Source organism: Microbacterium sp. ZW T5_45, from assembly GCF_044987415.1.
GTDB lineage: Bacteria > Actinomycetota > Actinomycetes > Actinomycetales > Microbacteriaceae > Microbacterium.
In genome coordinates, this window is sequence record NZ_JBJDRJ010000009.1 from 26223 (window position 1) to 44935 (window position 18713).

Genomic DNA, 18713 nt, shown 5'->3' on the forward strand with positions numbered 1-18713 from the left:
GAGGAGACACTGATGGATTACATCCTGCTGGGCGTGGGGCTTCTGCTCACGATCGGCACCGGACTGTTCGTCGCCAGCGAGTTCGCGCTGGTGAACCTCGACCGGGCCGAGCTCGAAGCGCGTCAGGAGCGCGGCGAGTCCCGTCTCTCCCTCACGATCAGTGCGCTCCGGCACACCTCGACGCATCTGTCGTCTGCCCAGCTGGGCATCACGCTCACGACGCTGCTGACCGGATACACGATGGAGCCCGCGCTGTCGAACCTGCTGCGGCCGACGCTCGTGGCCTGGCACATCCCCGACGCCGCGATCGCGCCCATCGCGACGGTCGTCGCGATGCTCGTCGCCACCGCGCTCTCGATGATCCTCGGTGAACTCGTTCCCAAGAACTTCGCCCTCGCCCTTCCGCGTGCGACCGCGAAGCTCGTGATCCCCTTCCAGGTCGCGTTCACCACGGTCTTCAAGCCCGCGGTCGTCGTGCTCAACGGCAGCGCCAACGGCGTGCTGCGCAGCATGGGCGTCGAGCCCAAGGAGGAGCTGTCCGGAGCCCGCACTGCTGAGGAGCTCTCCTCGCTCGTTCGCCGATCCGCGAGCGCCGGTCTGCTGGAGGCCGACACCGCGACGCTGCTGGACCGCACTCTCACGTTCGCCCGGCTCACCGCCGCCGACGTCATGACCGCGCGTCCGAGCATGCACGCGCTCGCCGCCGGCGACTCGGCGGACGACGTGATCCAGCTCGCGCGTCGCACAGGCCACAGCCGCTTCCCCGTGTACGACGACGATCTCGACGACATCACCGGCGTCGTCCACCTGAAAGCCGCCGTATCCGTTCCGCGCGACCGCCGCTCCGAGGTGCCGGTGGGCGCTCTCGCCACCGAACCGCTGCGCGTGCCGGAGACCGTGCACATCGACGCGCTGATCTCCGAACTCCGCGCCCGGGGCTATCAGCTCGCCGTCGTCGTCGACGAGTACGGCGGCACCGCCGGCCTCGTCACCCTCGAGGACCTCATCGAGGAGCTCGTCGGCGAGGTCTCCGACGAGCACGACCGCAGCCGCGCAGGCATCGTGGTGGGCCGCGACGGCGTGACCTTCCCCGGAGAGCTGCGTCCGGACGAACTGCGCAGCAGGGCCGGTGTCGAGGTGCCGGAGGGCGATGTCTACGACACGGTCGCCGGGTACGTGATGAGCGTGCTCGAACGCGTCCCGGTCGTCGGCGACGAGGTGTCGGTCGACACCGGGACCCTGCGCGTGGTGCGCATGGACGGCCGCCGTGTCGACCGCATCCGCTATGTCCCGAGCGAACGCGACGGCGACGAGGGCGAGGAGACCCGATGAGCGACTGGGCCGGAATCGTCTGGTTGGTGGTGCTGCTGGTCGGCAACGCCTTCTTCGTCGGCGCGGAGTTCGCGGTGATCTCCGCGCGGCGCTCGCAGATCGAACCCCGCGCGGAACAGGGCTCCCGTGCCGCGAAGACGGCGCTGTACGCGATGGAGCACGCCACGCTGATGCTGGCGACCTCGCAGCTCGGCATCACGATCTGCTCGCTGCTGATCCTCAACGTCTCGGAGCCGGCGATCCACCATCTGCTGGCCGCCCCCATGCACGCACTCGGCTGGAGCGACGGCGTCGTGGACGTGGTCTCGTTCACGATCACGCTGCTGCTCGTGTCGTTCCTGCACGTCGTGTTCGGCGAGATGGTGCCGAAGAACCTCGCGTTCTCGGTTCCCGACCGGGCCGTGCTGCTGCTCGCCCCGGCTCTCGTCTGGGTGTCGAAGGTCTTCATGCCCGTGATCTGGGTGCTCAACGCCGCCGCGAACGGCGTGCTGCGCCTGTTCCGCGTCGAGCCGAAGAACGAGGCGGCATCGACCTTCACCCTCGACGAGGTGGCGACCATCGTCGACCAGTCCCGTCGTGAGGGCGTGCTGGACGATGCGGCGGGAACCGTGGCCGCGGCGGTCGAGTTCACCGACAAGAAGGCGCGGGACGTGGCCGTGCCCCTCGGCGACCTCGTCACGCTGCCGCAGACCACCACGCCCGACGACATCGAGAGGGCCGTGGCCCGTTACGGCTTCTCGCGCTACGTGATCGTCGACGCGGATGCCGCCCCGATCGGCTACGTGCACCTCAAGGACATCCTCCGGGCCGCCGACGGACCGGATGCCGAGGAGAAGATGGCGGTCCCGCTGCCGGCCAAGCGCATCCACCACATGGTGCCGGTGCAGGAGGACACGGACCTCGAGGACGCGCTGGCTGTGATGCGCCGAGCGGGCCGTCATCTCGCCAAGGTGCGTGACTCCTCGGGCGAGACCACCGCTGTGCTGTTCCTCGAGGACATCCTCGAGGAACTCGTCGGAGAGGTGCAGGACGCGACGCGTCGCGTCCGCGGGCACTGACCTCCGGATCTCACGGCGAGGGCCGCCACCCCATCCGGGCGGCGGCCCTCGCCAAGTGTCTCAGCGCCAGTGCGCGCGCTCGTACTGCGGCGGCCAGGGGACGTCCGCCCCGAGCTCGTGTGCGGCGCGGAGGCCGAAGTGCGGATCGCGCAGCCACTCGCGACCCGCGAAGATCGCGTCGGCCGCGCCCTGGGCGAGGACCTGTTCGGCCTGCTCCGCCGCGGTGATGAGCCCGACGGCCGAGACCGGGATGCGGCCGGCCTGGCGGACCGTCTCGGCGAGCGGGACCTGGTATCCCGGGAACACGCTGATCCGCTGATGGGCGACCAGGCCGCCGCTGGAGACGTCGATGAGATCGGCGCCGTGCGCGACCGCCCACTCGCCGACGACGGTCGCCTCCTCCGGGGTGAAGCCGCCCTCCGCGTGGTCGGTGGCCGAGATCCGCACGAGCAGGGGGACGCCCTCGCCCACCTCGGCGCGCACGGCGTCGACGACACGAAGCAGCAGGCGGGCCCGGTTCTCGACGGAGCCCCCGTAGTCGTCCTCGCGGAGGTTCGACAGCGACGAGAGGAACTGGTGGATCAGATAGCCGTGGGCGCCGTGGATCTCGAGCACGTCGAAGCCCGCGTCGACCGCGCGCCGCGCGGCGGCTGCGAAAGCTGAGACGACCGCGTCGATGCCGGCGGCGTCGAGTGCGGAGGGCTCGGTGTATCCGTCGAAGGCGACGGCCGAGGGGGCGACGGTCGCCCAGCCACCGTCGTCCGTCGGGACGGATCCGCGCTGCTCGGCCCACGGCCACCAGGTCGATGCCTTGCGTCCCGCATGCGCGAGCTGCACGCCCGCCGCCGCGCCACGGTCATGGATCGCCGTCACGATCGGTGCCCAGGCGTCGCGCTGCTCGTCGGTCCACAGCCCGGCATCCCTCGGCGAGATGCGTCCCTCGGGGACCACCGCGGTCGCCTCGGCGACGATGAGGCCGGCGCCGCCGGAGGCGAACTGCGCGAGATGCGTGTGGTGCCACTCCTGCACGACGCCGTCGACGGCGCTGTACATGCACATGGGCGACACCCACAGTCTGTTGCGGAACGTCGTGGAACGGATGCTCAAAGGGGAGAAGAGGATGCTCACCCCTCGACGGTAATGCGTGCGACAGGGGGTGGGGCCGTCCCGCTAACGTGGAGTCATGACCGAGATCCGCGAGTGGTCGCGCAGCGATACGGCGAGGTTCTTCCGTGTTCCGACCCGCGGGGACGACAAGTACTCGAGGGGAGTCGTCGCCCTGCGCACCGGATCGTCCGCATACCCGGGTGCCGCGGTCCTCGGGGTCGAGGCCGCCTGGCGGGCCGGCGCCGGCTTCGTGCGTCACATCGGGGCCCAGCGGGTCGCGGATGCCGTGCTCTCCCGACGCCCCGAGACCGTGACGGGACCGCACGCGGGGCGCTCGCGACCCGATGCCTGGGTGATCGGCTCGGGAATCGACCCGCAGGATCGCTCATTCGAGGAGACCGCGGCGTTGCGGCAGCTCCTCGCCGGCGACGTCCCCGTCGTCGTCGACGCCGGGGCCCTCGACCTCGCCCCCGGAGCATCCGCCCCCGTCGTGCTGACCCCGCACGCGGGGGAGTTCCGTCGCCTTCAGGAGCGCCTCGGACTCGCCGCGGCTGACGATGCTCCCCGCGAGCAGGCGCTCGCGCACGTCGCCACGGAGATCGGCGGTGTCGTCCTCCTCAAGGGCGCGACGACTCTCGTCGCGGATGCGCGCGGCGGTCTCATCGCGGTCTCGGAGTCCACGGGATGGCTGGCCACGGCCGGCACCGGCGACGTTCTGGCGGGGGTGCTCGGGGCGGTCATCGCCGCCGACCCGACGCGGCCCCTGCTCGAGGCGGCTGCGACGGCGGCGTGGGTGCACGGCCGCGCGGCACGAGTGGCGTCCGGTGCGATCGACGGCGCCGCCGGGCACCCGATCGTCGCACTCGACGTCGCCTCGGCGCTTCCCCTCGTCATCGGGGACCTGATCGCGTGACGTCTCTGCGACCGCCGCTCTCTGCTCTCTGGGGCGTGTTCCTGCTGGTGCATGTGCTGGTCGCTCTGCTGGGGTGGGTGTATCCGAGCCAGCCGATGGGCGACGTGGTGCTCGTGTACGAGCCCTGGGCGACGTCCGCGCTGGGCGGTGGTCCGGTCGTCGGCGTCACCGAGACGTGGGTGTACCCGCAGCTCGCGCTCATCCCGATGCTGGTGGCGAAGGTGCTCTCGCTGCCGCTGATCGCCGGCATGGGGGTCTCCGGCGCCTATCTCGTCGCCTGGGCCGTGCTCGTGAGCGTGCTCGACGCGCTCGCCTTCTCTCTGCTGCTCGGGCGCTCGCCGGGGCGCGGTCGGCGCACGGCAGGGGTGTTCTGGTGCCTGGCTCTGTTCCTGCTCGGGCCGATCGCGCTGTACCGGATCGATGCCGTCACGGTGCCTCTCGTGGTCGTCGCGGGTCTCTGGCTCGCGCGGCGGCCGGTCGTCGCGAGCGTCCTGCTCACGGTGGGTGCCTGGATCAAGATCTGGCCCGGAGCGCTCGTGGTCGCCGCGGTCGTCTCCCTGCGCCGACGGATCAGCGTGATCCTCGCGGCTGCCGCGGTGAGCGTCGCGGTGGTCCTCGGTCTGCTCGCCCTCGGCGCCGACACCGAGATCCTCGGCTTCCTCACCGAGCAGACCGGACGTGGGCTCCAGATCGAGGCCGTGGCCGCGACGCCGTTCCTCTGGCTCGCGGTCCTGGGCGAAGCGCGCATCGAGTACAGCTTCGACATCCTCACCTTCCAGATCGCGGCCGACGGCGCGGATGCCGTGAGCGCCGCCCTCACTCCCGTCATGGCTGCCCTCGTGTTGGTGATCGGGGTGCTGGGGGTGGTCAAGACGATCGGCGGGGCGAGCGCGATCCGCATCCTTCCGCCCCTCGCGCTGTCTCTCGTGACGGCGCTGATCGTGGCGAACAAGGTCGGCTCACCGCAGTTCCAGACCTGGCTCATCGCCCCGGTGGTCGTGTGGCTGGCCCTCGACCGGCGGCGTGCCGGAGGGGCGGCTGTCGTCGTGCTCGCACTCGCTCTGCTGACATGCATCGTCTATCCGCTCACATATGACGCGCTTCTGCGCGCCGAGGTGCTCCCGATCCTCGTGCTCAGCCTGCGCAACCTGCTGCTGCTCGTCCTTCTCATCCTCGGCATCCGCTCACTCGTGCGGGTGCCCGTCCCTCGAATCCCCGTAACCCCAAAGGAGTGAACATGCTCATCGCCTTCTCCGTCGCACCCAGCGGCGCACCCGCCGACGGCTCAGACCGCAACGACGCCTCCGTGCACGACGCCGTGGCCGCCGCCGTCACGGTCGTGCGCGACTCAGGCCTCCCTCATCGCACGACGAGCATGTTCACCGAGGTCGAAGGTCCGGACTGGGACTCGGTCATGGACGTCGTGAAGCGGGCGACCGAGGCCGTGATGCCGTTCGGCTCGCGGGTGTCTCTCGTGCTCAAGGCCGACATCCGTCCGGGCTATTCGGGTGAGCTCGACGCCAAGATCGAGCGGCTCGAGCAGGCGATCGACGCTTCGGATGGCGACTCGTGACGAGAGACCTGCGGGGCCGGCGGTCACGCGACTGGTCTCGTGACCGCCGGTCGACCCGATGGTGGCCGCGCGCTCGAGGCTCGATCATCGGTTGGGGTCTGGCGGTCTTGCTGTTCCTCGGAATCATCGCGCTCATGCTCTGGGGCATGCTCAATGCATGGGCTGCATCTCAGCGTTCCCATGCAGACGCGAGAGAATTCTGGGCGACCTTCACCGGGCCTGTCGGCGATACCCTAGGGCCGATCCTCAGTACCTTGGCGATCTTGGTGACGGTATTCGTCGCCGTGCTCTGGCAGCCGCGACAGACTCGTGCCGAATGGGAGTCGCAACAGGAGCAGAACCGTGCATCCCGCGTGGACGGCTGGATCGTTGAGAGCACTGACGGGCGACGTTTGGGCGTAGTGGTGGCGAACGATGCGGACGCCGCGGTCTTCGATCTTGACCTCATCGTCGCGGACGAAACTGACTCCCTCGAGACGACCGGCCTCGAGGTCGGCATGGATCGCGAGTTCAAGCTTCCGCGTGGCACCTGGTTCATCGAGTTCGTCTTCAGCGACCGGATGCCCCTCCGATGGCGGGCGCCAGTGCCTGTCCGGGTATCCGATGGCATGGAGGTTCAGCTCGATCCTCTTGAGGGCGATAGGGTCACGCGACCACAGCAGCATGTCCTGCGCCCACACGTGCCGCAGCCAGCGCGGGCGTATTTCGTCCTTCGCGAGATGCGCTTCTCACTCCATGACGTGGCCTGGCAGAGGGACGACCGAGGCCGGCCGATCCTGGCGAAGCCGCTCAAAGACGACGAGGAAGCGAGGAGGGAAGCCGCCGGCGCATCAGTGAGACAGGAACAGCGGGATCGAACCATCTCGTCGGCACGCGTCGACGAGCCATTGGAGTCCCTGCTTCGATACGTGATCGAGTCGCTGTGTCGAACGCAGTACCCCGACATAGAGGATCTGTACGCCGCGGCCATCCGCAACGAGCTTCGAGTAGATGCCGATCTGCTTCCAGGCGTCGCTTCGATCATGAGGCCCAGCGCGGGAGGGCAACTCCACATCGCCCTCGCGCATCCTCGAGGGAGCCGACTCAAGCTGGTCCCGTCCGGCGGAGTGTTTCCCCAGGCGGTCTTCCTCCAGGATGCATCTTCCCAGTCGGTGTTCACGATCGACGGGAAGAAGGCAGGCGGGCCCATCAAGAGGGCAGGGGCACGCGCGATCGGTGGGGAGAATGGGGGAGATCTGACGGCCCGCACCTCCGCACAATGGATGAGCTCAGAAGCTGAGAGGTGGAAACTGATCCTCGCGCTCCGACTCATGGTGGAAGAAGCGAGCCGCGCGCAGGAGAACGCCGCTCTCTGATCGCCTGCGGTCGGTTCGGCTTCGCTGCGCGGCGGTACAACGAATGCCTATCCCTGTCGGTGGCGACGCGGTGACAGTTCAGCGGCCGGTAGACTTCTCTGGTGAATCCCTCGACTGAATCGAGGGGTGCGGCGAAGAGGGCGCTCCTCTCCCTCGCCATCGGCAGCTTCGGCATCGGCATGACCGAGTTCGTCGTCATGGGCCTGCTGCCCGACGTCGCCAGCGATCTGCTCCCCACCCTCTGGGCGTCCAGCCCGGAGGACGCGCTGAGCCAGGCCGGCTGGCTCATCTCGCTGTACGCGCTCGGCGTCGTCGTCGGCGCACCGACGATCGCCGGCTTCGTGGCGCGTTTCCCTCGGCATCGCGTCATGATCGGACTGGCCATCGCGCTGACCGTGTTCAACGCGCTCACCGTGGTCCTGCCGACCTTCGAACTCGTCGGCGCCTCGCGATTCCTCGCCGGTCTGCCCCACGGTGCCTACTTCGGCATCGGCGCCCTGGTGGCCGCCGACGTACTGGGGCCCGGGAACCGGGCCAAGGGCGTCGCGTTCATCCTCACCGGTCTCACGATCGCGAACGTCGTCGGCGTACCGCTGGGCACCTTCCTCGGACAGCTCTGGGGGTGGCGCGTCGCCTTCCTCGTCGTCGCACTCGTCTTCGCCACCTCTGCCGTCTGCATCTCACTGTTCGTGCCGACGCATCCGGGGGAGCCGGGGCGCACGATGCGTCAGGAGCTTCGGGTCTTCCGCATCGCTCAGGTCTGGTTCGCGCTCGGGATCGGCGCGATCGGATTCGGCGGCTTCTTCGCGGTGTACAGCTACATCTCGCCGCTCGTCACCGACGTCGCCGGATCTCCGGAGTGGATGGTCCCGATCGTCCTCGTCATCATGGGCCTCGGCATGACCGTGGGCAACCTCATCGGTGGCCATCTCGCCGACATCGACCTCAAGCGGACCCTGCTGTTCGGGCTCGGTGTGATGGCGCTCGTGCTGGTGGCGCTGGCACTGACTTCGCAGTGGATCGTCCCGCTCGTGATCCTCGTGTTCGCCGTCGGTCTCGTCTCCTCGGCGCTCAGCCCGACGATCCAGACGCGCCTCATGGACGTGGCCGAGGACAACCAGTCGATCGCGGCGGCCGTCAACCACTCCTCGCTGAACCTCGGCAACAGTCTCGGCGCGTTCCTCGGCGGTCTGGTGATCGCCGCCGGCTGGGGGTTCACCGCCCCCGCGTGGACCGGAGCGGCGCTCGCCGCGGCCGGTCTGCTGATCGCCCTGATCTCCTACCGCGTGCAGGCCCGGCAGCCGGAGCCCGCTGCCGCCTAGAGTGTGGGGATGGCCGCATTCGCCGAGGTCCCCGTCGCCGGCACTGTCGTGATCCTGCGCGACTCTGTTGCGGGGCTCGAGGTGCTGCTGATGCAGCGCCCCGCGCGAGGGTCGTTCGCGTCCGCCTGGGTGTTCCCCGGAGGCCGCGTCGAGCCCGTCGATCTCGTGGAGGGCGAGAGCGAGCAGGACGCTGCAGTGCGAGCGGGCATCCGCGAGGTGCGAGAGGAAGTCGGGCTCGTCGTCTCCGAGCTCGAACCGATCTCGGTGTGGACCCCGCCGCCGGGCATCCCGACCCGGATCCGCACCTGGTTCTTCCGCACACGAACCTGGTCGGGTGAGCTGAGTCCCGCCGCTGAAGAGGTATCGGACGTTGCCTGGATCTCTCCGGCCGAGGCGCTCGCACGCCACGCCGCGGGGGAGTGGACACTCGTTCCGCCGACCTGGATCACGCTCCACGATCTGTCGGAGCGTGATCTACCGGAACGAGGTGCGCGCGATCTGCCGGATGCCGTCACCGACGAGCCGCGCAGCGTCCGATCCTACGAGACACGCGTCGAGGGCACCGTGTTCCTCTGGGAGGGGCTGCGGCTGCAGACGGCTGCGCTGCCCTGGACGTTGAGCGAACGACCGTAGGGACTACGTCGCCAGCAGTCGACGCAGGTGCGCGCCGACGGCATCCGTCTCGATGAGGAACCCGTCGTGTCCGAAGTCGCTGACGAGAACCACGGCCTCGGTGCCGTCGAGCGTGTTCGGGATGCTGCGGGCGATGCGGTGCTGCCCGTCGACGGGGAACAGTCGGTCGCTGTCGATACCGAGAACGAGCGTCGTCGCGGTGACCCCGCGCAGCGCCTCCTCGACGCCGCCGCGATCACGTCCGACGTCGTGGGAGTTCATCGCCTCCACGAGCGTGATGTAGCTGTTCGCGTCGAAGCGCCGGGTGAACTTGTTGCCGTGGAAGTCGAGGTACGACTCGACGGCGAAACGCCCGCCATGCCCGAGAGGCGACACACCGGACTGCCAGGACCGCTGGAATCGCTGATTGAGCTCGATCGGGCTGCGGTAGTTCAACAGCGCCATGCGCCGGGCGAGCGCCAGGCCGCGATGCGGACCGTCGCCGTCGGAGAGGTCGTAGTACTCGCCGCCCTGGAAGCGCGGATCCATCTTTATGGTCTCCAGCTGCACGGTGTTCAGCGCGATCTGATCGGCCGTGGTCACCGGGGGAGACGACAGCACGGCGAGACGCTCGACGCGCTCCGGGTGCGTCACAGCCCATTCGAGGGCGTGCATGCCGCCCATGGATCCGCCGATCACGGCCGCCCAGGCGTCGATGCCGAACGCATCGGCGAGACGCACCTGTGCGGCGACCTGATCGCGGACCGTGAGATACGGGAAGCGCGACGCCCACTCGTAGCCATCGGGTGCGATGCTCGCGGGACCGGTCGAGCCCTGGCAACCACCGAGCATGTTGGGGGCGATCACGAACCACCGGTCGGTGTCGAGCGGTGCACCCGGCCCGACGATGTCCTCCCACCATCCGGCGGTCGGGTGCCCGGCGCCGGCCTCGCCGCGCACGTGGCTGTCGCCGGTGAGGGCGTGCAGGACGAGGATCGCGTTGTCGCGCGCGGCGTTGAGCTCGCCCCAGGACTCGAAGGCCAGGCGGATGCCGGGCAGCTCGGCGCCGCTCTCGGTGCGGAAGGCACCCGACGCGGAGAACTCGCGTCCACCGGCGGCATCGCCGTCACGCCACGCGCCGGTCGCCGGCGGTCGAGCGCGCAGCAGGCGCACATCGGCCTCCGTCACCGGTGCCGACGGCACCGTGTCCTCAGAGGTCGTCTGCCAGTCCATGATCTCCATTCTCGCGTGCGTCGCGAGCGGCCGTGCGAAGGTTACGGGCGCGGAGCGCGCGTGTCGGCTCCACGAAGGGGCTCCTCAGAGCCCGAACTCGGTGACGGTCGCGAGATGGTCGCTGCTTCCCGTGCGCAGCGTGGTGGAGGAGAGAACGCCGAGTCCGCGCGAGAAGACATGGTCGATGCGGGCCAGGGGCGCTGCGGCGGGCCAGGTGAATCCGAACGTCCCGTCCGTCGGACGAACCCAGTCGATCCGGTCGCGCACGCGGCTCAGCGCCGGGTCCGCGGAGGATGCGTTGAAGTCGCCGAGCAGGATGACCGCGGTCGCAGGGTCCGCGGCGACGGCATCCGCCATCTCTGCGAGCATCATGTCACGATCATCCTGCTGCCCCGGGCGTACGGATGCCGCATGAATCGCATAGAGGGCGACCGGGGCATCGGGGGTCTGCACCTCGACCCGCAGCGCTCGTTTCCATCCCAGGCCGAGCGCGAGCGGCTCGGCATCGCCCAGGGGGAACCTGCTCCACACGCCCACGGTGCCCACGAACGTGGAATAGGGATAGTCCGTGTCCAGCACCTCGCGTGCGGCGCCGAGACTCTCGGCGTCCAACTCGATGAGTGCGATCACATCGGCCGAGGTCTCGGAGAGCGCCTGCGCCGAGGCGGCTGCCCCACCCGAGTGGGCCCGGACGTTCTGACCGGCGACCTCGATCGTGGTCTGGTCTGCGTCTCCCGCCGTCGCGAGCCCCGGAGCCGAAGGGACGATCGCGAGAGCCCAGACGAGGACGGGAGCGGCGAGCAGCAGGAGGGAGCGTCGCGCGCAGACCAGAGCGACGATCGCCGTGAGGGCGATCCCGACCCCCACCCAGGGAAGTGCGGCGGCCGCCGCGGTGCCGATGACACCGGGGATCCATGACGCGATCGTCACCAGGAGCAGCAGCGCCGAGAGAACAGCCACCAGCCGTGCGGCCGTGCGTCGCGTGCGCGACGGTGCGAGGCGTGCAGTGCGCGACGGCGTCGGGCGTGCGGCGACGGTCATAGCGGCTCCTCCGTGACGGCATCCCATTCTCGACCCGATCGGCTGGACGCTCCCCGTGCGCCGTCGGCACCGTGTCCCCTCGACAGAACCGGGTGTGCACGCAGAAGCGCCCCGGCCGGGGCCGGGGCGCTTCTGCGTGCGGAGTCGCTCAGGCGCGGGCGGCCTCGGACACCCGGCGCGCAGCGGCGAGGGCCTGATCGAGGTCGGCCTTGAGGTCGTCGATGTTCTCGATGCCGACCGAGAGGCGCACGAGCCCCGGCGTGACGCCGGCCGTGAGCTGCTGCTCTGGGGTGAGCTGGGCGTGCGTGGTCGACGCGGGGTGGATCACGAGCGAGCGCACGTCGCCGATGTTGGCGAGGTGGCTGAACAGCGAGAGGCTGTTCACGAACTCGCGACCGGCCTCCACGCCGCCCTTGAGCTCGAACGACAGCACCGCGCCGACGCCCTTGGGGGCGTACTCGTTCGCCTTGGCGTACCACGGCGAGGAGGGCAGACCCGAGTAGTTGACCGACGCGACGTCGTCGCGGCCGTCGAGCCATTCGGCGATCTCCTGCGCGTTCTGCACGTGGCGCTCGATGCGCAGCGACAGCGTCTCGATGCCCTGAATGAGGTTCCATGCGCTCTGCGGAGCGATCGCCGAGCCGAGGTCGCGCAGCAGCTGCACGCGGGCCTTGATGATGTAGGCCAGCGGGTCACCGACCGCTGCGGTGTAGCTCGCGCCGTGGTAGGACGGGTCCGGCACCGTGAGCCCGGGGAACCGGTCGACGTTCTCGGACCACTTGAACGTGCCGCCGTCGATGATCGCACCGCCGATGGTGGTGCCGTGTCCGCCGAGGAACTTCGTGACCGAGTGGATCACGATGTCGGCACCGTGCTCGAACGGGCGGATGAGGTACGGGGTCGCGATCGTGTTGTCGACGATCAGCGGCACGCCGCTGGCGTGGGCGACATCGGCGACGGCGCGGATGTCGAGGACATTGATCTGCGGGTTGCCGATGGTCTCCGCGAAGAACAGCTTCGTGTTCGGGCGCACCGCGCGACGCCATTCCTCCGCGTCGTCCTGGTTCTCGACGAAGGTGACCTCGATGCCGAGCTTCGCGAGCGTGTACTTGAAGAGGTTGTAGGTGCCGCCGTAGATCGAGCTGGAGGCGACGAAGTGGTCGCCGGCCTCGGCGATGTTGAGGATCGCGAACGTCGATGCCGCCTGGCCGCTGGAGAGCACCAATGCTCCCGTGCCGCCCTCGAGCGCGGCGAGGCGCTGCTCGAGCACATCCTGCGTCGGGTTCTGGATGCGGGTGTAGATGTTGCCGAACTCGGCGAGGGCGAACAGGTTCGCGGCGTGGTCGGCGCTGTCGAACACGTAGGACGTGGTCTGGTAGATCGGCGTCGCGCGCGCCTTGGTGACGGGGTCCGGCGCGGCACCGGAGTGGATCTGCTTGGTCTCGAAATGCCAGGTCTCTGGTGCTGCGGACATGAGTTCCCCCTGGGAGGTGAAGGTCGGGAACGGCGGGTGCCGTTGCAGCGAGAGTACGGAACAAGCCTTTCTGTCAACAAGAAGTGGGAAATGTGACGTAACACGCGCGACGGCATCCGATCGTCGACCCCGATACGGTGGAGGCATGGTGAACAGGCGTGCGATCGTGACAGGTGCGAGTTCGGGTATCGGTGAGGCGACGGTGCGCGAGCTCCGCTCCCGTGGATGGGACGTCGTCGGGGTGGCCCGGCGTGCAGATCGCCTCGCCGCGCTCTCGGCCGAGACGGGCGCCCAGACGATCGCCTGCGATCTCACCGACGCGGATGCCGTCGCCGCACTGATCACCGAGGTCGCGGAGTCGGGTCCGGTCCATGCTCTCGTGCAGGTCGCCGGCGGAGCACGCGGCACCGACCGCATCGAAGACGGCACCACCGAGGACTGGCAGTGGATGTACGACGCCAATGTGCTGTCGACGCAGCGGCTCGTCAAGGGGCTGCTGCCGCTGCTTCGTCGTGCGGCCGCCGCCGACGGCCACGCGGACACGATGTTCATCACGTCGACCGCCGCGCAGGTCGCCTATCCGGGCGGTGGCGGCTACAACGCGGCGAAGGCCGCGGAGTCGATGCTCGTGCACGCACTGCGTCTCGAGCTCAATGGGGAGCCGATCCGCGTCTCCGAGGTCGCCCCCGGCATGGTGCACACCGAGGAGTTCACGCTCAACCGCCTCGGCGGCGATGCGGCAGCGGCCGAGTCGGTGTATTCGGGAGTCGACGCGCCGCTCGTCGCCTCCGACGTCGCCGACGTGATCGCCTACGCTCTGGACGCTCCGGGACACGTCAACCTCGACCTCATCACGATGCGCCCTGTCGCGCAGTCGGCGAACCACCTGCTGGCGCGGGGGCCGCTCCGCGTCCGCTCGACGGACTGATGGCAGCCCGCACCCTCGCCGAGCTCGCCGCCGACGGAGAGATCGATCCGGGATGGGCGGATGCGCTCGCCCCGGCGCAGGACGTGATCACGGGTCTGGGGGAGCGACTGCGGGCGGAGCAGGCCTCCGGGAACGGCTATCTGCCCGAGGGGCGTCACGTGCTGCGCGCCTTCCGCCGACCGCTCGACGACGTGCGCGTGCTCATCACCGGCCAGGATCCCTACCCGACTCCCGGGCATCCGATCGGTCTCTCCTTCGCCGTCGATCGCGATGTGCGACCGCTGCCCCGCAGTCTCGGGAACATCTACAAGGAGCGCGAGAGCGATCTCGGCATCCCGCCGGCACCGCACGGAGATCTCACGGCCTGGACCGACCAGGGCGTGCTCCTGCTGAACCGGGTGCTGACCGTGCGACCCGGTGCCGCCGCCTCGCACCGGGGCTGGGGGTGGGAGACCGTCACCGAACTGGCGATCCGGGCACTCGTCGCCCGGAACCGTCCGCTCGTCGCGATCCTCTGGGGACGGGACGCCGCGAACCTGCAGCCCCTCCTCGGCGACACCCCCGTGATCGCCTCGGCGCACCCGTCGCCGCTCTCGGCCAGCCGTGGCTTCTTCGGCAGCCGACCGTTCTCGCGGGCGAACGACCTGCTCGCGGCACAGGGATCCGAGCCCGTCGACTGGCGCGTCGAGGGCGAGCTGCCCCTAGGCTGAGCGCATGCAGTTCGAACCGGGTGATCGCCGCCGCGTGCTGCCGCGTCATCTGCGGCCGGCGGCGGCTCCCGAGGTGTTCGCCTACTCGATCCGCCCGGCGCGCAGCGCGGACCTGCCGCACGTCCGCGAGATCTACAACCACTTCGTCAGCAACTCGGTCGTCACTCTCGACGATCGGCGCAGCAGCATCCCCTACTGGCGGGAGAAGTTCACCCTCCTCAGCAGACTGGCGCTGCCGTTCCTCGTGGCCGTCTCACCGGCCGGCGTCGTCCTCGGCTACGCCCTCGCCCAACCGTGGGCCGGCAAGAACGCCTATCGCTACACCGTCGAGGACTCGATCTACCTCGGACCGGGTGCCGGGGGCAAGGGGCTCGGAGCTGCGCTGCTGCAGGCGCTGCTCGATGCGTGCGCACAGCGAGGCATCAGAGAAGTGGTCGCGGTCATCAGCGACACCAAGGCCGAGGCCTCGATCCGATTGCACGCCCGGCTAGGCTTCGTGGAGGCCGGGCGGATGGGCGGGGTCGGCCACAAGTTCGGACGCGAGCTGGGCACGGTCTACATGAAGAAGGCGCTCAAGCCGGCCGGTCGGCGTCGGTTCTTCGGCGCCGCACGCTGAGGCTGCTCAGTCGGCCTTCTGTTCCGGGATCACCGGGATGGCCGCGAGGAGCGCCTTGGTGTAGTCCTGCTGCGGTGACAGCAGGACGTCGGCTGTGCGCCCGCGCTCGACGATCCGCCCGTCCTTCATGACGATCACCGTGTCGCACAGGTTCTGCACCACGCCGATGTCGTGCGACACCATCACGAGCGTGAGGTCCGTGGTGCGACGCAGGTCGATCAGCAGCTCGAGGATCTGCGCGCGCACCGTGACGTCGAGCGCGGACAGGGGTTCATCGCCCACGAGGATGCGGGGCCCGTGCACGAGTGCCCTGGCCAGTGCGATGCGCTGGCGCTGACCGCCCGAGAACTCGTGCGGATAGCGGTCCGCCATCTCGGCGTCCAGTCCGACCTGCGCGAGGACCTCGCGGACTCGCGCACGGCGGTCGCCGTCGATGTCGAGCGCCCACAGCGGCTCGCCGATGATCTGTCCCGCCGTGAGACGTGGATCGAGCGAAGCGTAAGGATCCTGGAACACCAGCCCGGTCTCGCGCCGCAACCAGTGCAGCGAGCGGGCGGAGGCCCTGGCATCGACCTCCCGGCCACCGATCGAGATCGTTCCCGAGGTCGGGGTGTCCAGGCCCAGGAGCAATCGGATGAGAGTGGACTTGCCGGAGCCGGACTCTCCGATGATCCCGACCGACGACCCCTCCACGATGTCGAGGTCGGTCTCTGCGAGCGCGGTCTGACGTCGGGTGCGCTCGAGCGCGGTCCGCTTCGGGACCACGAAGTCTCGGCGCAGAGCTCGCGCCTCGATCAGGCTCACGCGGTACCTCCGTCCGGACGCCACAGGGTGGCAGTGGCATCCCGCAGCAGACCTCGGGTGACCTCCGATGCCGGTGATCGCAGCAGCGTCGAGACCGGTGCGGCTTCGACGACCCTGCCGTGCTCGAGCACCACACCGTCGACGGCGACCTGCGAGAGCACGGCGAGGTCGTGGGTGATGAACACGAGGGACATGCCGTCCTCCTCGACCAGCGTCAGCAGCAGGTCGAGGATCTCGGCCTGGATGGTCACGTCGAGAGCGGTCGTCGGCTCGTCGGCGATGAGCAGTCGAGGTCGGGCTGCGAGGGCCATGGCGATCGCGACGCGTTGCCGCTGTCCGCCGGAGAGCTGGTGCGGATAGCGGTCGATGATGGTCTCGGGGTCGGGCAGGCGCACGCGCGTCGCTTCAGCGATCGCACGCTCCCTCGCCTCACGACGTCCGATCCGTTCGTGGATGCGGATCGATTCGGCGATCTGCCGGCCGACCGTGCGGATCGGGTTCAGGGCTGTGCGCGGCTCCTGGAAGACCATGCCGATCTCGTCGCCGCGGATGCGGGCCAGCTCGCGGTCGGGGAGGCCGATCAGCTCTGTGTCGTTCCAGCGGATGCTCCCGCTCGCGGTCGCCCCTTCGGGCAGCAGACCCAGCAGCGACAACGCGGTGAGCGACTTGCCAGATCCGGACTCGCCGATCAGGCCGAGACGACTGCCGTTCGGCACCTCGAAGGAGACGCCGTCGACGACGCGTCGCCCGTCGATCTCGACGACGAGGTCGTTCACGCGCAGGCTCATGCGATCACCGCCGGAGTGTGCACCTCGGCCGCGCGATGGCGCAGCGTGGGATCCGTGGCATCGCGGAGCCCGTCTCCCAGGAGATTGAGCGCGAGGACGGTGAGCGTGATCGCAAGTCCCGGCCAGATGGCGGAAAGCGGGTGGACGCCGATGTAGCGCTGCAGGTCCGCCAGCAGAAGTCCCCAGCTGGGCTCGACCACCGACGCACCGAATCCGAGGTAGGACAGTCCGGCCTCGGCGAGCACGGCGACCGCCATCGACCAGGACAGCTGGACGATGAACACCGGAGCGACGTTCGGAAGCAGATGGCGGACGAGGTTCTGCGCGGGGGTGAGGCCCGACGCCTGAGCTGCGAGCACGAAGTCGCTCTGCTGGACCCTGCGGAGCTCGGGCCGGGTGACCCGCGCGATGTTCACACCGAACCCGATGCCGACCGACCAGATCACCACCCACAGCGATCCGCCCCACACCGAGGAGATCATCATGGCGATCAGCAGGACGGGGAACGCGATGAGGATGTCCACGAGCACGGCGACGGTCTCGCGCAACCAGCGTGCGGTGAGCGCACCCAGCGCGCCGAGGGCGATGCCGACGATGGTGGCGACGATGCCGGCGCCGATGCTGACGAACACTGTCGTGCGTGCTCCCGCCATGATCAGACTCAGGATGTCGCGCCCGGTGTCGTCGGTGCCGAGCAGGTGCGGCCAGCTCGGAGCGAGCCAACGATCCCGGATCTCGGACGCCTGCGGATCGAACGGCGTCCAGAACAGCGACACGAGAGCGAGCAACGCGATCGCGGCGATGACGATGAGGCCGAAGCGTCCGGTGGCGGTGCGCCACAGCCGGGGGAGCCAGCGCATGCTCAGGCCGCCTCTCGCTGCCGGGGGTCGATCGCGCGGTGCAGCAGATCGACGAGGAAGCCGACCACCAGGACGAAGCCGGTCAGCACGAGCAGTTCGCTCTGCACCTTGATGAGGTCGCGCGCACCGACATCGGCGACCAGCATCCGTCCGATGCCGGGCAGGGTGAACAGCTGCTCGATCACCACCGATCCGACGATGATGCCTGCGACCTGCAGCCCGAGGACCGTGACGATCGACAGACCCACCGCGGGGATGCCGTGACGGATCAGCGCCGAGGTGCGGGTCAGCCCCTTCGCTGCTGCGGTGCGGACGAAGTCCTGCCCTGCGGCTTGCAGCGTCGCGCTGCGGACGAAGCGCAGGAGCATCGCGCCCTCCACGACGCCGATGGTCAGCGCGGGGAGGATGAGCGACTGGAACGCCGTACCCGGAGTCGCCCAGCCCGTGCGCGGAAAGCCCTGGGGCGGTAACCAGCCGAGCCAGACGGAGAACACCACGATGAGCATCATGCCCGCCCAGACCACGGGGACGGCGGCGAGAGCCTGCGCACCGACGCTGAGCGCGGTGCCTCCAGGGCGTCCGCGTCGCAGAGCCGAGAGGATGCCGAACGGCACCGCGATGAGCACCGCGATCAGAAGGGACATCAGTCCGAGCGGCACGGTCACCTGCGCCTTCAAGACGATCTCCTCGCCGACGGATGCTCCGGACAGCAGTGACGTACCCAGGTCGCCACGCAGCAGGCCGCCGATCCACTCGACGTACTGCGCGAGCAGGGGGCGGTCGAGGCCGAGAGACTCGCGCAGAGCCGCGACTTCGTCGGGCGAGGCCTGCGTCCCCGCGATCAGCTGCGCCACGTCACCGGGGAAGACGCGCAGCGTGAGGAAGATGAGCACGCTCGCCACGAGGAGCCCTGCGATCAGCAGGGCTCCTCGGACGAGCGCGTAGCGGATCATCGAGCCGGGGCGGGATCAGTTCTCGGTGTCGGTT

Annotated in this window: 19 protein-coding genes; 11 read left to right on the forward strand and 8 right to left on the reverse strand. The window is 69.4% G+C overall.

Translation table 11 applies throughout. The annotated features are described in order from the left end of the window. Nucleotides 1-12 precede the first annotated feature (12 nt). The gene (locus ACI3KS_RS06420; protein ID WP_404916388.1) at nt 13-1332 is read left to right on the forward strand and encodes a hemolysin family protein; all 1320 of its coding nucleotides are present in this window, start codon (nt 13-15) and stop codon (nt 1330-1332) included. After that, a complete protein-coding gene (locus ACI3KS_RS06425) occupies nt 1329-2390 on the forward strand; it encodes a hemolysin family protein (protein ID WP_404916390.1) in 1062 nt (353 codons plus the stop codon). Before ACI3KS_RS06420 ends, ACI3KS_RS06425 begins: the two co-directional genes overlap by 4 nt. A gap of 60 nt (nt 2391-2450) precedes the next feature. Here the strand turns inward: ACI3KS_RS06425 and ACI3KS_RS06430 are convergent, their stop codons facing one another. Then, nucleotides 2451-3518: an NADH:flavin oxidoreductase/NADH oxidase gene (locus tag ACI3KS_RS06430; protein WP_404916392.1), complete on the reverse strand. Its 1068-nt coding sequence runs from the start codon at nt 3516-3518 to the stop codon at nt 2451-2453. A gap of 55 nt (nt 3519-3573) precedes the next feature. Between ACI3KS_RS06430 and ACI3KS_RS06435 the strand changes: the two genes are divergently transcribed. The 6 genes from ACI3KS_RS06435 (at nt 3574) to ACI3KS_RS06460 (ending at nt 9293) form a co-directional block, all read left to right on the forward strand. Then, complete coding sequence (locus tag ACI3KS_RS06435; RefSeq protein WP_404916394.1) at nt 3574-4410, forward strand: NAD(P)H-hydrate dehydratase; 837 nt, start codon at nt 3574-3576, stop codon at nt 4408-4410. Then, nucleotides 4407-5645 carry a hypothetical protein gene (locus ACI3KS_RS06440; RefSeq protein WP_404916396.1) on the forward strand — a complete coding sequence of 413 codons (1239 nt, stop codon included), beginning with the start codon at nt 4407-4409 and terminating at the stop codon, nt 5643-5645. The genes ACI3KS_RS06435 and ACI3KS_RS06440 overlap by 4 nt, the downstream gene beginning before the upstream one ends. 2 nt (nt 5646-5647) lie before the next feature. Further along, a complete protein-coding gene (locus tag ACI3KS_RS06445) occupies nt 5648-5983 on the forward strand; it encodes an MTH1187 family thiamine-binding protein (protein WP_404916398.1) in 336 nt (111 codons plus the stop codon). Between the two features lie 146 nt (nt 5984-6129). Continuing rightward, a complete protein-coding gene (locus ACI3KS_RS06450; protein WP_404916400.1) occupies nt 6130-7338 on the forward strand; it encodes a hypothetical protein in 1209 nt (402 codons plus the stop codon). 101 nt (nt 7339-7439) lie between these two features. Further along, nucleotides 7440-8660, forward strand: coding sequence for an MFS transporter (locus ACI3KS_RS06455; RefSeq protein WP_404916402.1), 1221 nt, complete (start codon nt 7440-7442; stop codon nt 8658-8660). A 9-nt stretch (nt 8661-8669) separates the two neighbouring features. Next, the gene (locus ACI3KS_RS06460) at nt 8670-9293 is read left to right on the forward strand and encodes an NUDIX domain-containing protein (RefSeq protein ID WP_404916404.1); all 624 of its coding nucleotides are present in this window, start codon (nt 8670-8672) and stop codon (nt 9291-9293) included. A gap of 3 nt (nt 9294-9296) precedes the next feature. On the opposite strand, the gene ACI3KS_RS06465 is transcribed toward ACI3KS_RS06460, so the two are convergent. From ACI3KS_RS06465 to ACI3KS_RS06475, 3 genes are all read right to left on the reverse strand, one after another. Further along, nucleotides 9297-10505 carry a homoserine O-acetyltransferase gene (locus ACI3KS_RS06465; protein WP_404916406.1) on the reverse strand — a complete coding sequence of 403 codons (1209 nt, stop codon included), beginning with the start codon at nt 10503-10505 and terminating at the stop codon, nt 9297-9299. Nucleotides 10506-10589: 84 nt separating this feature from the next. Next, nucleotides 10590-11546, reverse strand: a complete 957-nt coding sequence (locus tag ACI3KS_RS06470; protein ID WP_404916408.1) for an endonuclease/exonuclease/phosphatase family protein — start codon at nt 11544-11546, stop codon at nt 10590-10592. 148 nt (nt 11547-11694) lie between these two features. Continuing rightward, the gene (locus ACI3KS_RS06475) at nt 11695-13020 is read right to left on the reverse strand and encodes a bifunctional o-acetylhomoserine/o-acetylserine sulfhydrylase (RefSeq protein WP_404916410.1); all 1326 of its coding nucleotides are present in this window, start codon (nt 13018-13020) and stop codon (nt 11695-11697) included. A gap of 145 nt (nt 13021-13165) precedes the next feature. Here ACI3KS_RS06475 and ACI3KS_RS06480 point away from each other — a divergent pair, with 145 nt between their 5' ends. Genes ACI3KS_RS06480 through ACI3KS_RS06490 form a run of 3 tightly spaced genes read left to right on the forward strand, consistent with a single transcriptional unit; the run spans nt 13166 to nt 15274 of the window. Further along, nucleotides 13166-13948, forward strand: coding sequence for an SDR family oxidoreductase (locus tag ACI3KS_RS06480; RefSeq protein ID WP_404916412.1), 783 nt, complete (start codon nt 13166-13168; stop codon nt 13946-13948). Next, on the forward strand, nt 13948-14658 hold the full coding sequence (locus ACI3KS_RS06485; protein ID WP_404916414.1) for a uracil-DNA glycosylase: 711 nt from the start codon (nt 13948-13950) through the stop codon (nt 14656-14658). Before ACI3KS_RS06480 ends, ACI3KS_RS06485 begins: the two co-directional genes overlap by 1 nt. Nucleotides 14659-14662: 4 nt before the next feature. Then, nucleotides 14663-15274 (forward strand): GNAT family N-acetyltransferase, encoded by a 612-nt coding sequence (locus ACI3KS_RS06490; protein ID WP_404916416.1) that lies wholly within the window; start codon nt 14663-14665, stop codon nt 15272-15274. Between the two features lie 6 nt (nt 15275-15280). Here the strand turns inward: ACI3KS_RS06490 and ACI3KS_RS06495 are convergent, their stop codons facing one another. From ACI3KS_RS06495 to ACI3KS_RS06510, 4 genes are read right to left on the reverse strand one after another with little or no spacing between them, the layout of a single operon-like run. Further along, entirely contained in the window at nt 15281-16078 is a 798-nt protein-coding gene (locus ACI3KS_RS06495) for an ABC transporter ATP-binding protein (protein ID WP_404916418.1), read from the reverse strand. Next, a complete protein-coding gene (locus ACI3KS_RS06500) occupies nt 16075-16866 on the reverse strand; it encodes an ATP-binding cassette domain-containing protein (protein WP_404916420.1) in 792 nt (263 codons plus the stop codon). The genes ACI3KS_RS06495 and ACI3KS_RS06500 overlap by 4 nt, the downstream gene beginning before the upstream one ends. Further along, nucleotides 16863-17726, reverse strand: a complete 864-nt coding sequence (locus ACI3KS_RS06505) for an ABC transporter permease (RefSeq protein WP_404916422.1) — start codon at nt 17724-17726, stop codon at nt 16863-16865. The genes ACI3KS_RS06500 and ACI3KS_RS06505 overlap by 4 nt, the downstream gene beginning before the upstream one ends. 2 nt (nt 17727-17728) lie before the next feature. After that, nucleotides 17729-18679 (reverse strand): ABC transporter permease, encoded by a 951-nt coding sequence (locus ACI3KS_RS06510; protein ID WP_404916424.1) that lies wholly within the window; start codon nt 18677-18679, stop codon nt 17729-17731. Between the last annotated feature and the right edge of the window lie 34 nt (nt 18680-18713).

Coding starts and splice junctions, on each gene's coding strand:
- ACI3KS_RS06420 (WP_404916388.1), top strand. CDS start 13: ATGGATTACATCCTGCTGGGCGTGGGGCTTCTGCTCACGATCGGCACC.
- ACI3KS_RS06425 (WP_404916390.1), top strand. CDS start 1,329: ATGAGCGACTGGGCCGGAATCGTCTGGTTGGTGGTGCTGCTGGTCGGC.
- ACI3KS_RS06435 (WP_404916394.1), top strand. CDS start 3,574: ATGACCGAGATCCGCGAGTGGTCGCGCAGCGATACGGCGAGGTTCTTC.
- ACI3KS_RS06445 (WP_404916398.1), top strand. CDS start 5,648: ATGCTCATCGCCTTCTCCGTCGCACCCAGCGGCGCACCCGCCGACGGC.
- ACI3KS_RS06450 (WP_404916400.1), top strand. CDS start 6,130: ATGCTCAATGCATGGGCTGCATCTCAGCGTTCCCATGCAGACGCGAGA.
- ACI3KS_RS06460 (WP_404916404.1), top strand. CDS start 8,670: ATGGCCGCATTCGCCGAGGTCCCCGTCGCCGGCACTGTCGTGATCCTG.
- ACI3KS_RS06465 (WP_404916406.1), bottom strand. CDS start 10,505: ATGGACTGGCAGACGACCTCTGAGGACACGGTGCCGTCGGCACCGGTG.
- ACI3KS_RS06470 (WP_404916408.1), bottom strand. CDS start 11,546: ATGACCGTCGCCGCACGCCCGACGCCGTCGCGCACTGCACGCCTCGCA.
- ACI3KS_RS06475 (WP_404916410.1), bottom strand. CDS start 13,020: ATGTCCGCAGCACCAGAGACCTGGCATTTCGAGACCAAGCAGATCCAC.
- ACI3KS_RS06480 (WP_404916412.1), top strand. CDS start 13,166: ATGGTGAACAGGCGTGCGATCGTGACAGGTGCGAGTTCGGGTATCGGT.
- ACI3KS_RS06485 (WP_404916414.1), top strand. CDS start 13,948: ATGGCAGCCCGCACCCTCGCCGAGCTCGCCGCCGACGGAGAGATCGAT.
- ACI3KS_RS06490 (WP_404916416.1), top strand. CDS start 14,663: ATGCAGTTCGAACCGGGTGATCGCCGCCGCGTGCTGCCGCGTCATCTG.
- ACI3KS_RS06500 (WP_404916420.1), bottom strand. CDS start 16,866: ATGAGCCTGCGCGTGAACGACCTCGTCGTCGAGATCGACGGGCGACGC.
- ACI3KS_RS06505 (WP_404916422.1), bottom strand. CDS start 17,726: ATGCGCTGGCTCCCCCGGCTGTGGCGCACCGCCACCGGACGCTTCGGC.
- ACI3KS_RS06510 (WP_404916424.1), bottom strand. CDS start 18,679: ATGATCCGCTACGCGCTCGTCCGAGGAGCCCTGCTGATCGCAGGGCTC.